Source organism: Priestia aryabhattai (assembly GCF_023715685.1).
GTDB lineage: Bacteria > Bacillota > Bacilli > Bacillales > Bacillaceae_H > Priestia > Priestia aryabhattai_B.
Genome location: NZ_JAMBOQ010000003.1, coordinates 905,341 through 920,042 on the forward strand (window position 1 = coordinate 905,341; position 14,702 = coordinate 920,042).

Annotated in this window: 15 protein-coding genes; 6 read left to right on the plus strand and 9 right to left on the minus strand. The window is 33.4% G+C overall.

Annotated elements, in window-relative coordinates; translation table 11 throughout:
• Positions 1 to 415 precede the first annotated feature (415 nt).
• Positions 416 to 1,189: a PAS domain S-box protein gene (locus M3225_RS17720; RefSeq protein WP_251395784.1), complete on the plus strand. Its 774-nt coding sequence runs from the start codon at positions 416 to 418 to the stop codon at positions 1,187 to 1,189.
• 296 nt (positions 1,190 to 1,485) lie between these two features.
• On the opposite strand, the gene M3225_RS17725 is transcribed toward M3225_RS17720, so the two are convergent.
• Together M3225_RS17725 and M3225_RS17730 are read right to left on the minus strand one after the other, a co-directional pair.
• The gene (locus M3225_RS17725) at positions 1,486 to 1,698 is read right to left on the minus strand and encodes a hypothetical protein (RefSeq protein WP_251395786.1); all 213 of its coding nucleotides are present in this window, start codon (positions 1,696 to 1,698) and stop codon (positions 1,486 to 1,488) included.
• 214 nt (positions 1,699 to 1,912) lie between these two features.
• Complete coding sequence (locus M3225_RS17730) at positions 1,913 to 2,410, minus strand: DinB family protein (protein WP_251395788.1); 498 nt, start codon at positions 2,408 to 2,410, stop codon at positions 1,913 to 1,915.
• A gap of 234 nt (positions 2,411 to 2,644) precedes the next feature.
• Here M3225_RS17730 and M3225_RS17735 point away from each other — a divergent pair, with 234 nt between their 5' ends.
• Complete coding sequence (locus M3225_RS17735; protein ID WP_251396149.1) at positions 2,645 to 2,935, plus strand: hypothetical protein; 291 nt, start codon at positions 2,645 to 2,647, stop codon at positions 2,933 to 2,935.
• A gap of 239 nt (positions 2,936 to 3,174) precedes the next feature.
• Here M3225_RS17735 and M3225_RS17740 read toward each other — a convergent pair whose 3' ends face one another.
• Both M3225_RS17740 and M3225_RS17745 read right to left on the minus strand, forming a co-directional pair.
• A complete protein-coding gene (locus M3225_RS17740; RefSeq protein ID WP_251395790.1) occupies positions 3,175 to 3,486 on the minus strand; it encodes a DMT family transporter in 312 nt (103 codons plus the stop codon).
• Positions 3,486 to 3,824: a DMT family transporter gene (locus M3225_RS17745; protein ID WP_251395791.1), complete on the minus strand. Its 339-nt coding sequence runs from the start codon at positions 3,822 to 3,824 to the stop codon at positions 3,486 to 3,488. Before M3225_RS17745 ends, M3225_RS17740 begins: the two co-directional genes overlap by 1 nt.
• 188 nt (positions 3,825 to 4,012) lie before the next feature.
• Here M3225_RS17745 and M3225_RS17750 point away from each other — a divergent pair, with 188 nt between their 5' ends.
• Together M3225_RS17750 and M3225_RS17755 are read left to right on the plus strand one after the other, a co-directional pair.
• Positions 4,013 to 4,900 (plus strand): LysR family transcriptional regulator, encoded by an 888-nt coding sequence (locus M3225_RS17750; RefSeq protein WP_251395793.1) that lies wholly within the window; start codon positions 4,013 to 4,015, stop codon positions 4,898 to 4,900.
• Positions 4,901 to 5,939: 1,039 nt separating this feature from the next.
• Positions 5,940 to 7,418 carry an Lsa family ABC-F type ribosomal protection protein gene (locus tag M3225_RS17755; protein WP_251395795.1) on the plus strand — a complete coding sequence of 493 codons (1,479 nt, stop codon included), beginning with the start codon at positions 5,940 to 5,942 and terminating at the stop codon, positions 7,416 to 7,418.
• Between the two features lie 424 nt (positions 7,419 to 7,842).
• On the opposite strand, the gene M3225_RS17760 is transcribed toward M3225_RS17755, so the two are convergent.
• The 4 genes from M3225_RS17760 to M3225_RS17775 all read right to left on the minus strand — a co-directional run bounded on the left by M3225_RS17760 (position 7,843) and on the right by M3225_RS17775 (position 11,811).
• A complete protein-coding gene (locus M3225_RS17760) occupies positions 7,843 to 8,262 on the minus strand; it encodes a DinB family protein (protein WP_251395797.1) in 420 nt (139 codons plus the stop codon).
• 380 nt (positions 8,263 to 8,642) lie between these two features.
• Complete coding sequence (locus M3225_RS17765; RefSeq protein ID WP_013056404.1) at positions 8,643 to 8,789, minus strand: BH0509 family protein; 147 nt, start codon at positions 8,787 to 8,789, stop codon at positions 8,643 to 8,645.
• A 1,436-nt stretch (positions 8,790 to 10,225) separates the two neighbouring features.
• Positions 10,226 to 11,278: a fatty acid desaturase gene (locus M3225_RS17770; protein ID WP_251395799.1), complete on the minus strand. Its 1,053-nt coding sequence runs from the start codon at positions 11,276 to 11,278 to the stop codon at positions 10,226 to 10,228.
• Positions 11,279 to 11,619: 341 nt separating this feature from the next.
• Positions 11,620 to 11,811, minus strand: a complete 192-nt coding sequence (locus M3225_RS17775) for a hypothetical protein (protein WP_251395801.1) — start codon at positions 11,809 to 11,811, stop codon at positions 11,620 to 11,622.
• A 400-nt stretch (positions 11,812 to 12,211) separates the two neighbouring features.
• Here M3225_RS17775 and M3225_RS17780 point away from each other — a divergent pair, with 400 nt between their 5' ends.
• Positions 12,212 to 12,415 (plus strand): cold-shock protein, encoded by a 204-nt coding sequence (locus tag M3225_RS17780; protein WP_251395803.1) that lies wholly within the window; start codon positions 12,212 to 12,214, stop codon positions 12,413 to 12,415.
• A gap of 285 nt (positions 12,416 to 12,700) precedes the next feature.
• On the opposite strand, the gene M3225_RS17785 is transcribed toward M3225_RS17780, so the two are convergent.
• Complete coding sequence (locus M3225_RS17785; RefSeq protein WP_251395805.1) at positions 12,701 to 12,904, minus strand: cold-inducible protein YdjO-related protein; 204 nt, start codon at positions 12,902 to 12,904, stop codon at positions 12,701 to 12,703.
• A gap of 285 nt (positions 12,905 to 13,189) precedes the next feature.
• Between M3225_RS17785 and M3225_RS17790 the strand changes: the two genes are divergently transcribed.
• The gene (locus tag M3225_RS17790) at positions 13,190 to 14,590 is read left to right on the plus strand and encodes a DEAD/DEAH box helicase (RefSeq protein WP_251395807.1); all 1,401 of its coding nucleotides are present in this window, start codon (positions 13,190 to 13,192) and stop codon (positions 14,588 to 14,590) included.
• The last annotated feature ends 112 nt before the right edge of the window (positions 14,591 to 14,702 follow it).

Genomic DNA, 14,702 nt, shown 5'->3' on the forward strand with positions numbered 1-14,702 from the left:
ATCAAACGATTCATTCAAATGAGAATAGGGTAAAGGAGAAAAGAGGAAAAGACAAAACTCTGTAAATAATCTAAAAGAAGAATTAATATATTTCGTCATCAAAAGAATTGCAGTTTGAAGTGAAAGTAGATCATCCTAATCCTATAGTTCCTGATACAGCCTTACACCATGATTTAACCCGTAAGAAAGTATTATCTAAATAAATGCAGAGAGGGCCCTTGAATTTATTTCCAAGGGTCGTTTTTATTTTATTCTGTAAAGAACAGACGAATTTTTAATCTTCTATTTTCTTACTATTTCTTATTTATAAATTCAAAGGGAACTTTATTATCGTTTTTTAACATCTTAAACAAGCAATTGAACCCTTGATAAATTTGAAATAGTAGTCTAATCTTCATATGAAGGAGTGAAAATTATGAATGAAAACATTTCGGGTATCGATTATCGGGAAGTCATTGAATATGCGTTAGATCCACTTATTATTCATTCAAATCATAAGATTATATATGTTAACCACGCAGCTGAACATTTTTTTAGAGGAAAAAGGGAAGATATCATAGGTGCAAGTCCTTTAGATATATTTCAAGAAACATCTAAGGCAGCAATAAGGAAAAGAATCCAATCTGCTTATGAGCGCCCAGCAGAGCTCATTGAGGAAACCATATTTAGAATGGATGGAACCACCGTTAATGTTGAATTATATTGTCATCCCTTGCTACTGAGAGATAAAAAAGTAATCCAAACCTATGTGAGAGATATTACGGTAAGAAAAGAGAGTGAAACAAGACAAAAAGAAATAATAAAGCAAATAAATGAACTGTCTACAACACTTGTTCCTCTTTTAGAGGGAATCGCTGTACTTCCCTTAGTAGGATCTATAGATAAGGAAAGAGCAAACCAACTTTTAATGGCTGTTCCAGTAAAAGTGCAGACACAAAATATAAAGTGTTTAATTATAGACTTTTCAGGTATTTATACACTGGATTCAATTGTAACGGAGCATCTTTTTAAAATTAATAGCGTTATGTCACTACTTGGAGTGCAATGTATCTTAACCGGATTAAGACCAGAATTATCTCGCTCTGCTGTACAGCTAGGTATTAATTTAGATTCTACCCCGACAATGGCTACTGTAAAAAATGCACTTCATTTTTTAGGAATTACTTCTAGTAAATACCCTGTAAAATGAAAATAACTAAAGTAACTTTTACATTTTTAAAGATACATATTATATAAATCTTTAAATGGTATTAGACCTTTTACAGGAATTTTCTAATGAAAGGAATAATGGCGGCATCTTTACGGTTTCGTGCTGTTTTAAATATTTCTGAGTAAGTTTTTTAAATTAAATTTGTATCTTGTATACATTAGAAAAACAAAAGAAACTCCTGGTATATGTTCAGGAGTTTCTTTTGTTTAAAATAACATATTGTGCGTTCGCACGTTTGTTAAATAAAAGGTAGAAGAATCATTAAATTGCTTTCTTCAGTTTAAAATCTTGTATAAAGCTTCAGAAGCGTTATCTATATCATAATCGGTATAATTTAAGGTGCTTTGATCCGTAAGTGTAGTGATTTGAAAAATCTTAGATGCTTTACAATACGACAATTCCAGTACTTCAGGAATGGTATGAGTAATAGCACTATCCTCATATTGAACAAGAGTATAAAGCGTTTTTTTTATTTCAAGTATATTCATAAAAGTACCTCTTTCCATTATAAGGAAATCCAGGGTACAAAGAGACCACATAATTTAAATTTATGTTCTTTCTCCATTATAACATATGAACGTGTAGAAAAATACCTGCCCAGAACGGACAGTATAGTATGGTAACTGCAATAAAGCCCTAAAAGTGTTTAATCGACGCTTCTTAGGGCTTTATTTCTGTCGATAATTATGAATCGCTTTTTTATTAAGCAGGATAGCCTCCTGTTGGCGGCGGCCATGCTCCGTTTAACCTTCTCATAACGCCAATTTCACCTAGATGATAACTGTTGTGAGAAGCAATGTTACGCAGTAATCCCCCTGGGGTTTCACTTGGCCAAGCATCCAGAGATTCTTCAATTGCTAATGTATTGGCTAGGTGACAAGCTTCGTCAATTCCATCACAAAAATGCTGGATCATCTTTTTCCAATCTTCCTCATCAAGCGGGGCTGGATGTTGGGGCCAGCTTTCACTCACACTTTTCGGTTTTTCAGGGTTTTCTCCTTTAGCAAGAGCAAGTAAAAAGTCTTGCCAATAGCTCATATGCTTCACTAATTGATAAATAGAATAAGGTAATTCCTTTTGTTTATGTGAAGCAAGTTCCATATTAATATCAATTATTGCGTTAATCGTTGGAAGATGCCCTCTTTCACCTCGCAGTGATTTGATAAGTGCATCACGAAATGCTGTATTCGTTTGTGTCATGTTTTTTTTTCGGCCTTTCTTTTCAAAGTAATAAGCTTGTAACAGTCTAACACAAACCAGTTTAATATATGTACTTCCGCGATTATGAAAATACAAAATTCCAAACAATAGGTGGAATGTGTTTGTGCGCATACAAATTTACAAATAGACGATTTTTCGTTTATAAGCCACCTTTGTATCATGAAATATGGTTTAATATAAAATATATAGAAATAACTAGAAAAAGGTACCTTTATGGAAAGTGAAAAAGACTATGTAATTTTGAGAAAGACTATAACCACCTTTTCTACAAGTTTTATTGTAGCTTACCTCTTGGCAATAACAGGTCCGGTTCTACAATTAATTGAGGGAGAAGAACTTTCATATAATACGGGAAATGGCATGGTAGGATGGTTGCTCGTATACCTTTTTTATGTAGGTGCAATCATTGCAGTATACGGAAAGAAAGCAAATAGATTATCAAATTTAATTAACGCTAAAAACTATCAAATAGAGTTAGAGTTTGATGGAGATAAATATTTTTAATCCTTGAAGAGGTGAGACTCCCTTCAAGGCATAGAAGGAGAATGTTTAGTGTACTCAAAGTACTATTGTGATGGCAAGTGATATAACCAATAATCCAATGACTCATTACACTGTTACTATTTACCAATAACCAACTATAGCAATGGACGGTCGATGACCAATACCTCCTTGTTTTTAACTCCTTCTATGGTGCCCTTACTTATAAGTTAAGTAAGGGCCTTATTTATCTTATTTTTATATTAAAAAACTTTAAGTATAATAACACCTGTAATAATAAGAGTAACGGAGATTATCTTTCTTGTGTTTTTGGATTCCTTAAATATATAAATACCTAACAGCGTTGTACTAGCAATCGTCAGCCCTGCCCATATAGCAAAAACGATCCCCATTTCAAAATAGCGTGTTGTTAGAGAAATAAAATAGATACAAGTAATGAACAGCAAGAATGCACCTATTGTGGGAAAAGTTTGTCTAAAGCCTTTAGATAGTTTTACACACATTTGTCCTGAAATGCCTAAAACTAAACCGATCGTTAAGAATACGTATCCCATTATGTTGTCATCCTTTCTTTAGAATTCGCTTTAATGTTAAGAGAAGCCGCACCGATTATAATAAGAGAAACTCCTAAGATTTTAGATAAGGAAATGGTTTCATCAAAAAAAATAATACCTGTGACAACAACAAGTACGGTTGCTCCTCCTGCATACAAAGCGCTGGCTACTCCTACTTCACCTTTGGCGTTAAGTAGCATATAAGCAGCAATGGAAGAACAATAAAATAGTATTGCAAAAACAGTAGGAACAAAGTTTGTGAATCCATTTGTGAGATTTAGAAAAAATACTGCGATTACCTCTAAGATAATGGCAAGAGACAATAATAAATAAAACAATCAGATTTCCTCCTTTCAGTAACCTCATTTTAAGAACTTTACGTAATTCCTACTAACTAGTTTTAGTAGCGCTCGAATGTCATTATTTTATCTAGGGATTAATATCTTGTAAAATAATGATAAATGATTGTAGATATCATTATCATTAATACCTAAATGAATGAATGTAAGTGGAAAGGAGGGTGTTTATGGAAGTAGAAGATATACGTATATTTATGGCTGTGGCAGAATACGGCAGTGTAAGCCTTGCTGCTGATAAGCTAGGTTATGTCCAACCAAATGTAACAGCACGCATTCGATCTCTTGAACGGAAAATTGGACACCCACTGTTTCATCGTCACAGACGTGGAATGACATTAAATGTAGAAGGTCGAAAACTTTTAATTTATGGAGAACAAATGATGAGGCTAATGGATGAAATATACAAAGCGTTTCAAGATGAGCGTAACCTCGTTGGATCATTATGTATTGGATTAGTTGAAACTGTAGTAGGGTTTCCTGAAATTATTTCTTCCTATCATAATAAGTACAAAAATGTAGATATTTCTCTAGTATCAGGAGTAAGTACACAATTAATAGAGAAAGTTCTTAAGTTCCAATTAGATGGCGCATTTGTAGCAGAACCAGTAAATGTGTCAACGCTTGATCAAATTCCGGCTTTTGATGAAGAAATTGTACTTGTATGTAGTGCAAATGAAAAAGGTAAGAAACAGATTCAGTCTGCCAGAGAGTTAATACACTTACCATTCATTTTATTTAATGAAGGCTGCCAATATAGAGAAAGGCTACAGCAATGGTTAAAAGACGAACAGATAGTATCGCCAAAAATTATGGAATTTGCTACACTTGAAACGATTATGGGGACAGTAGTTTCTGGGCTTGGTGTGACACTTATAGCCCGGTCATTGGCGGAAAAATATGAGAGGGAAGGGTTAGTACAACTTTTTTCAATACCCAAATCTTACAGAAATCTTAGAATTGTGTATGTTCGTCGTTGCGACTCTTATCTAGGAGTAACTGAGCGTGAATTTATAAATACAATCAATGAGGTAAGAGAAAGGAAAAAACAGAAATAAAAGACTGTTTTTTTATAAATAACTTTTTCCTTTGGGCTATGTTTAGTATGAATGTACCAAGTATTAATTGGAACGGTAAAAGTGAGCTTTCTAGCTCACTTTTTAATATCTACTAAAGAGGATTATGTTATCTAACTTTTTATATGGCATATCCTTATTTATCCATGATAACATATTTTAATTAGCTATCCATTTCCAAACTAGAAATGTTTTGTATAAATCTTATAACATTTGTCTTCTGAAAATTACACACTTTTACAGACGTATTTGGTAGACTACTATCTTACGGTATTTTAATGAAGCTTACTTCTTATTCAAAATTAAAATTAGCTATAGAAGAGTTGATATCTGAAGAATGGTTTAGAGATTTATATAAAGCCCCATCTTACAACACTGCTATTTGGAAGAGTAAAGAGATAAAGAAAAATCAAAAACACTCAATGGAATTTATTAGTCTTGTCAAAGAGTTAACCAAATAAATGATGCCACTTCTGCTTCTTAGTAGAGGCTTTTTTATAAACAAGATTTCCGATAATCGGTTTTATGTGAATTAGAAAGTGCACATATATGTTATTGTATTGCTTGAAGAAAATTGTTAATATAAAAATATAATTATGAGAGGACTGATGGATGGATAATGATTAACTAATCTATATTTTCATTTGAAATAAATAACCTCAAAATACAAAATATAGGGTTAGTCTGGCCATTTTTATAAATCAGTTTATACTTCATTTGTCATAATTCCAGTGGCAAATAAGCACTTATTTACTATAAGTGAAAGACTAATCTTTCCAATTGTAAATTGGGAGGATTTTTTATTCTCTCATAGATAAGATGGATATCTTTTAATTCTGTACCTCTAGCCTAATAATAAAGGAGAGAGAGAAATGAGTAATTCAGACACTATTGTTACGCATGTAATACTCTGTATAAGTCGTTAATATCCATCAAACTTATACGGAGTAATTTAGAATGGATGGATGTGCCGACTTTGTATAAAAAGTAAAAAGTGTTGATATACAAAGGAGGAATTATCATGTCAATGATACAAGTTCAAAATTTAACTTTTTCTTACCCAAGTAGCTTTGACAATATTTTTGAAGATGTAAACTTTCAAATAGATACGGATTGGAAACTTGGATTTATCGGTAGAAATGGCCGAGGTAAAACAACATTCTTTAATTTATTATTAGGAAATTATGAGTATAGTGGCGAAATCATTTCCTCGGTAGAATTTAATTATTTCCCTTATCCAGTTTCAGATAAAAGCAAGTATACTCATGAAATCTTAGAAGAGATTTGCTCCCAAGCAGAAGATTGGGAATTTCTTCGTGAAATATCCTGTCTAAATGTTGATGCAGAGGTCATGTATCGACCCTTTGAAACATTATCAAATGGGGAACAAACAAAGGTGTTGCTTGCTGGACTTTTTTTGAATGAGGGTCAATTTCTATTGATTGATGAGCCAACCAATCACCTAGACACTGACGCACGAAAGACAGTCTCTGATTATTTAAGGAAGAAAAAAGGGTTTATTTTAATTTCACATGACAGAATCTTTTTAGATGGATGCGTGGATCATATCTTATCTATTAATAGAGCAAATATTGAAGTTCAAAGCGGGAACTATTCTTCTTGGAAGTTAAACTTTGATAGACAGCAGGAGCACGAAGAGGCAACAAACCAACGTCTACAAAAAGACATTGGGAGATTAAAACAATCTTCAAAGCGTACAACAGGTTGGTCTAATCAAGTGGAATCTTCCAAAAATGGGACGACGAATTCGGGTTCTAAGTTGGATAAAGGTTTTGTAGGACATAAAGCAGCAAAGATGATGAAGAGAGCGAAGAACCTCGAATCAAGGCAACAAAAAGCTATTGAGGAAAAGTCAAAGCTGCTAAAAAATGTAGAAAAAACCGAGTCTTTAAAATTAGAGCCATTAGAACTTCAAACAAATGAATTGATTAATTTGACTGATGTTTCTGTTAAGTACGATGATCAAATAGTAAATAAGCCAATTAGCTTTAAAGTTGAACAAGGTGACCGTATTGTACTTGATGGAAAGAATGGAAGGGGAAAAAGCAGTATTCTAAAACTAATTCTAGGAAAACCGATACATCATACAGGCTCAATCAAATTAAGTTCAGGTCTCATTATTTCCTATGTTCAACAAGATACCTCTCATTTGAAAGGGATGTTATCGAAGTTTATTGAAGATCATGAGATTAATGAAACACTATTTAAATCTATCCTGCGTAAGATGGATTTTGACCGAATTCAATTTGAGAAAGATATATCTTATTATTCTGGTGGACAAAAGAAAAAGCTGCTTATAGCCAAAAGTTTATGTGAAAAAGCTCATTTGTATATTTGGGATGAACCATTAAATTTTATTGATATTTATTCCCGTATGCAGATTGAAGAGCTAATTCAAAGCTTTAATCCAACCATGGTTATTGTTGAACATGATCAAGCATTTCAACAAACAGTTGCAACAAAAGTTATATCTATGTAGTCAAGTATGGAGAATTATTATAAATTAGTTTATTAAACTATAAGGAACGTTAATCCGAAAAAGGGTTAGCGTTTCTTTTTTGAGAATATTGGATTTATCGTAGGAGTAATTTTATCAGACTTAGGTGTCCAAGGTGCACAGATTTCAAACTAAAGAAGGGTGCAATCTCTAAGCCCTAATGAGGGAAGCAGATTAAATACAATATATACGGTAAGCAATTTATCAGGAGGAGCGATGGTTCATTCTTGCAGGCCTATGCATGAAATTTATTCGGATGGAAGGGGACGGACACTCGGATTTACAATGGTCTTCATTGCTTTATGTATATGTTTATTCTTCAACAAAAAAAGTAATGTCTGTTGGACTAGACATTATTTTTTTTATCGATTACAAGACATAAGATCTAACAATAAAATTCGTTAAATTAAATTTTTGGCAATGTATGGCTAAGTTCTCTACCGATAAGGTTGGCTGAAACTGGCTTCTTTCCTATTTGCCTAGCCCATATCGATAATTGTCCAATATGATGTATTTCATGGGCAATCATATGACGCATAACTTCTCCCCAAGTATCAGTCATTATGCTTTCGTCTGGTTGTGGGTTATAAAGAATATTATTTTCTTTTTCTACACTCCAAGACCTAACAAACTCTCTTACCTCTGGTTGAAATTTTGTATCTAGCTGGAGAATTTTTTCTAAGCTTTGATATTCCTCAAAACTCTCCTGGAAATCATCCTTTCCCTGAAGAACTCGAACCCAACTCCACTCTACATCAACAATGTGAAAGAGAGTATGTAATATTCCTCCTACGCCTCCTGTTCGTTTCCGAAGCAATTCCTCCATTTATCGTGTTTTTTACTTTGAATCTTTTTTAATGGGGGTGTATCAACCATTTTGACAAATATTTATAAATACCTATTTCATAGTAATAAGAGAAATTAATAAATAGAGTCGTCTCCAGCGATAATTATGTTAAGCGAGGATGAATAGACTAGTTTTTCCAAAGAAATGTATATCTTGAATTTTTTGTGATGAAACGAAAAGAAAAAGCACAAACCCGTTGAAAACAAACGTTTTTGTGCTTTTTTGTTATCTATCATACGTATTGTAGTAACTAACTTTAGATAGCAAGTAACAAATCAAATTTCTGAAAATGATAAAAAGAGAATCAGGAAACTCTAAATTATCGATATTTTCCCCATTTTTATCATTTTATATTTTAGTTACATATAATCATAAGCAGAATCATCAAAATAGAGCCAGTGATAATATTCAACCTGCGGATCTGTCATCTTCGAAACTTCTTCTTCATTGAATTTTTGATACTCAACTAATTTCTGCACTTTAGAATTTCTTTCCACTTGGCTCATTTTAAATCCTCCTTATAGTTTGAAAAGTAATAAAGTATTTAAATGTTGAAAACGTTTTCTTTTTCTTATTTTTATTATATATCTCAATATGAGATTAAAACAATATCAAATATAGATGGTTTTTCAGAAAACAATATAGAAATGGTATTTATGTTACATAATCGGTACCCATCCATAATATTCATACCGAGGGAGTTTGCACAGTCTTTATTAACACATAAAATTTTTATATCTATACACCCCATTTTTTAAGTTGAACTTATTTTTAAAAAAACTTACATATGTGAACAATTATGTTTATTTAGTTGAACTTAATGGAAGGCCAGAAGATAAAGGTTAGAAAAGTGGTTTTAGAGAACAAGAAGATAACAGGTCGCTTATAATGAGAAATAAAAGATAAGAAAAATATGACTTTCACATAAAATAAGTAAATAGCTTTCACAGGTCTAAAAGGAAAATGAAAGAACGTACAGAACCTATTTTTATCTAGAAAAATAAAATTTGCTACAATTTTTTGGGGATTACAGCATATGAATAAACGTAAGGCTTTTTATACATATTTTGTTCATTCACTCATCCATTGAATGTTATTAAATTAAGGATGTGTAAAAAGCTGCATATTCCATAAGAAGAACCCTTAGCTGAACCCTACTGCCGCAAGGGTTCTTTTTTGTGTTTGATTTCTATAGGAGTGATTATGTTAACTACGAATGTATACGATATACAGACTAAAAAGGGAAAAACCTACTGGACAGAGATCAGTAGGTTTTTCTGCTACATTTATTTAGCCAAAGGATTGAAGCCTTACGGCGTCTCGAGTAGTTTGCTCGAGAGGAATAATTTTATTCGTTAATATAAAAAATAGGGTATTTATTTAGTACAAGCCATTCTTAAACTACATATTATATATGGTATACCTGCAGGTTACTCTCTTTCCTAGTCATGTTCTTTAAGTGAGAACATGACTTTTTTTACTTCCGAAAATATGTTTTATGTTAACTAGCTCTATAAACTAGAAATAAAGCTAGCTTTATATTTTTTTATGGTGTTTTTCTATAAGCTTTTCAATTGCTTGTTTATCTTTAAGCAATTCTTTTTTTATATTGGTCGCTTTAGCTATAACTTATCTAGGCAATTTTAGGTGATAAAACAACTTCACTATTTAAAATGGTTCTCGTACAAAATAGGTATATTCTTTTTTATTTTCTCCAATTTTTAATTTCGATAAAATTCCCTTCAGGGTCTTTTACAAAAACAATAGTTATAATACCAAAAGAAATGATTTAATAGTAAGAAAAGCTAACAAAGTGCTTAAGTTAAAAAGTCCGAATTCCGAATAAGGTTCACTTTTTATGTAGTAACCCTTATTCGGGTTATAGTTCAACTAATCCAGGTGTTTTTTTTATTAAAATTGAACAATTTTATCGTATAGCTATTCAATTTTTATCGAGGTTTGGTCTTTTGTTATTCAAATTCATACGCGATTTTTTATTGTCTACTAGATGCTTAAATTCTTTGAAGCTTACAAAACGTTTATTTTGGTGATCTAAAAGTCGAAAACGAAGAGACTTCAAGCTTGTGCTTAGTGTAATGGTTGTTGCTTTCTGTAATGGTGGTGTAGACTCATGCGCTTTTTCTAAATTATAGTTTGGAACTCTTGGGGCCAAATGATGTACATGATGGAAACCAATATTACCTGTTACCCATTGTAAAATTTTAGGGAGCTTGTAATAGGAGCTACCATCAACTGCAGCCTTCACGTAATCCCACTCTTCTTCGTTTTCAAAGTAGGAATCCTCAAATTGATGCTGTACGTAAAATAGCCAAATTCCAAGTGACCCTGCTACAAAAAGGATGGGAGCTTGAACGAGAAGAAAAGCTTGCCAACCAATACCCCAACATAAAAGTGCATACACCGCAACAATTGAGAAATTGGTCAAATACGTGTTCAAACGTTCCTTTCGTTTCGCGTCTTTTCGATTCAATCGGTTAGAAACTAAGAAAAGATAGATGGGACCTAATCCAAACATAGCAATTGGATTGCGGTAAACTTGGTAAGCTAACCGGCCCCAGTGGGAAGCTGCAACATACTCATCAACTGTCATGACCCACACATCACCGGTTCCTCGTTTATCTAAGTTGCTGCTCGTAGCATGATGAATGGAATGGCTTCGTTTCCATTGTTCATACGGAAACATGGTGATAACCCCACTGATTGTGCCAAGGACATTATTCGCTTTTCGGCTTTTGAAAAATGATTGATGACAACAATCATGGAAAATAATGAAGATTCGGACGACGAACCCGGCTGTAACAATAGATAATGGTAGTGTTAGCCAATAAGAAACTGATAAACTTTGATAAGCTAGAAACCAAAGTAGCAAAAACGGAAGGAATGTGTTTATCAATTGCTTTATACTCGATTTCGTATTGGGTTTTTCAAAAGGTGCTACATTTTTTCTTAATTCAGTCGTTTTTTGTTTACTCATGTGTTCCTCCTTACATCTTTACCGTGTTTAATATACAGCTCTTCTTTACATTTATAGTAGGACATAGTAGCTGGTAATAAAAGATATAAACGTCAAGTAACTAGTATGACAACTGTCATACATGTGTGAATGCATTTTCTTAATAAAAGGAAAAGGATGTGGAAAAAAATTCAGTTTCATTAAAGTATTAGCATTGTTTTAGTCCTAGCTATGTAAAAGTGCTCATAAACCTGTACCTTTCCAAGAGGTATTGAGCTACTATTTTTAAAGTATAATGCGAACAAAAAACTACCTCTATTATGATGACTAGGATAAGGTAGTTTTTTCAGAGCTATGAATGTTCAACTGTCGTTCATTTTGTTATAAAAACTTTTTAACAACCTCATCATATCACGCCCCGATGTCCTTGTCGGTTTATCATCACCTTTATGATCACGCATGATCACGTACCAGCTGCCATTGTCATCTTCATTTAATCTATATACCTTATTGGTTCTACTATCTGTATAAAAGTCTCCATCCTTCAGTCTCAAACAATCCCTCCTCTACCACGTATATCCTGTATTATGCCCAAGATATCAATTTTATGAAAAATTTCATATACACAAAAACAGCAGGTTTCTTAATACGCTTATTATTTTGTATGTAATCTACACAGGTGCAAAAATGGTGAAAGTCAATTGAATTTATGTACTACTAGTAAACTTTAAATTAGGCCTTTTTTATATACGTATTTTTCCATTTTAAAGTTTTATCTACTTTTCTGTATTTGCTATCTTCGGTTCTGTATGTTACGATTAGATTAATTATTTTTGTTCGGTGTAGGATTGAGAGAAGAGAAATCTCTTCCATAGAAATTTTCATCTTAAGATAGTATGGTTGGACAAGGGTAGTAATACAAGTGTGGAGTATTCCACACCAGGAGGCAATATTATGGAACAAGGTACAGTGAAATGGTTTAATGCAGACAAAGGGTTCGGTTTTATCGAAGTTGAAGGCGGAGAAGATGTATTCGTACATTTTAGCTCTATTCAAGGTGACGGCTTTAAATCATTAGACGAAGGTCAAAAAGTAACGTTTGATATTGAACAAGGACAACGTGGAGCACAAGCTGCTAACGTTCATAAAGTAGCATAATTAAAATGAGTAAAAAAGACTCCATCTGGGAGTCTTTTTTTTACTTTTGATTTCACTAGCTAGCAAAAAACATATTATATCTCATTTTAAAATCTCGGTATAATGTAAAAAACCAGAGTTTTATGTCTGGTTTCTAGGTAAAACGAACGGTACAAGGTATGAACTAGTTATACCATATATCGGAAATATAAAGCAAATATCGCATATTTTTTGGTAAGAATTTTACTTTCAGTTAAAGAAGTGCCAGAAATTTTTTTAAGGATTTATCCAAAAGGCAGCCAGAAATTATTTTTGATGGGGATTAGGAGACGCATCTAAAAGCCGTTTTCCTGTTCTCATTTTATGGCCACACAAAGGACACTTTTGATGATTTTGATAAGAGAAATTTTTTCTCATCCAACCATTACATTCTTCTGATTCACATTCCCAAATCTCTATTCGTTCTTTAGGTAAGGGCTCTTGATTTTTCTTCCTATGGTTATAATACATAACTACATCATCCCTCCTCCTAAATAGTATACCTTTTATAAAAGAAATAGTAGGAACCATATCTTTCTAAATTAAACCACACTTTATAGATCCTATAAGAATTTATAAATACACGGAAGGGTGGATAAAATAAGGCATGAATTCGTCTTGTACGGATACGTTAGAACAAGACTTCCATTGATAATAACACTGATTTACAATACGCAGGAATGAATAAGTAACATCTCTGGTTAAAGAGTACTTTTCTCATTTCTGAATTTAAGTAAGAGAAGGAGCAAAAAGCAATTGAAAAAATTTTCTGATTTCAATTTAAGTAAGGACATTGAAAAGGCCGTTCATAACTTAGGTTTTGAAGAGGCTACGCCGATTCAGGCTGAAGCTATTCCGATAGCTATGACGGGTAAAGATCTAATTGGCCAAGCTCAAACTGGTACTGGAAAGACAACAGCTTTTGGCATACCCCTTATAGAGCGGGTTGAGCTTGGTGAAGAAGGGATTCAGGGAATAGTTTTAGCACCGACACGTGAACTGGCTATTCAAGTAGCTGAGGAGTTAAATCGAATTGGACAAGTAAAAGGAGTTAAAACGCTACCCATTTATGGAGGGCAGGATATTAATCGTCAGATCAAAGCCCTTAAGAACAGACCGCATATTATCTCGGCAACTCCAGGACGCCTTAAGGACCATATGAAAAGAAGAACCATTCGTTTAAATCATATTCGTACAGCTGTTCTGGATGAAGCAGATGAGATGTTAAATATGGGCTTTATTGAAGATATCCAAACGATCCTTGGTGGCATCTCTTCTCCCCATCAAACCTTACTATTTTCAGCAACCATGTCGAAGCAAGTACAAAGTCTAGCCCAGAAATTTATGAACACTCCTGAACTCGTAAAAGTAAAAGCGAAGGAGTTAACGGTAAAGAACATTGAGCAGCAGTATATTGAAATTCCAGAGAATCGAAAATTTGATGTTCTTTGTAATCTTGTAGACCTTCAATCACCAGACCTTGCTATTGTATTTGGACGCACAAAAAAACGTGTGGATGAACTTGCTGAAGGGCTAAAAAAGCGTGGGTATGCAGCAGAAGGCATTCATGGAGATCTTACACAATCCAAACGTGCCGATGTGATTCGTCAATTCAAGAATCATACGATTGAGATTATGGTCGCCACCGACGTTGCAGCAAGAGGACTTGATATTACAGGTGTTAGCCATGTCTACAATTTTGATATTCCTCAGGACCCTGAAAGCTATGTTCATCGCATTGGCCGAACAGGACGGGCAGGTACTAAGGGATTGGCAGTTACATTTATAACTCCGAGAGAACGTAATCACTTAAAAGTAATCGAAGATGTCACGAAAACCAAAATGTCTAGGCAATCACCTCCTACTTCTAGTGAGGTAATGGCAGGACATCAGGAAGCAATCATTCACCGGGTTTTGACCGCCATCGACAAGAGTGAGTTTGGGGAATATAAGCCAATGGCGGAAAAGTTATTAGAAGAAGTAGATTCGGTTTCTTTACTGTCAGCCACTTTAAAGCTCTTAACAAAAGAATCAAATATGACCCCTATCCAATTGACTGAAGTGGCACCACTTCGTAATAAAAAAGCAAAAACAGAACGTAAGAGAAATAGAGGTAGAAAAGAAACAGTAGGCCGTAAAAAAACGTATAGAAAATAATCCCTGATTATTTTTGATGCGAGAAAGGATAAGGGCTATGAGTGAGAAAATATTTAGTAATGGAGAAATAGTAAATATAAGAGTATCGAATGAATTAGTGACAATCTTAAAA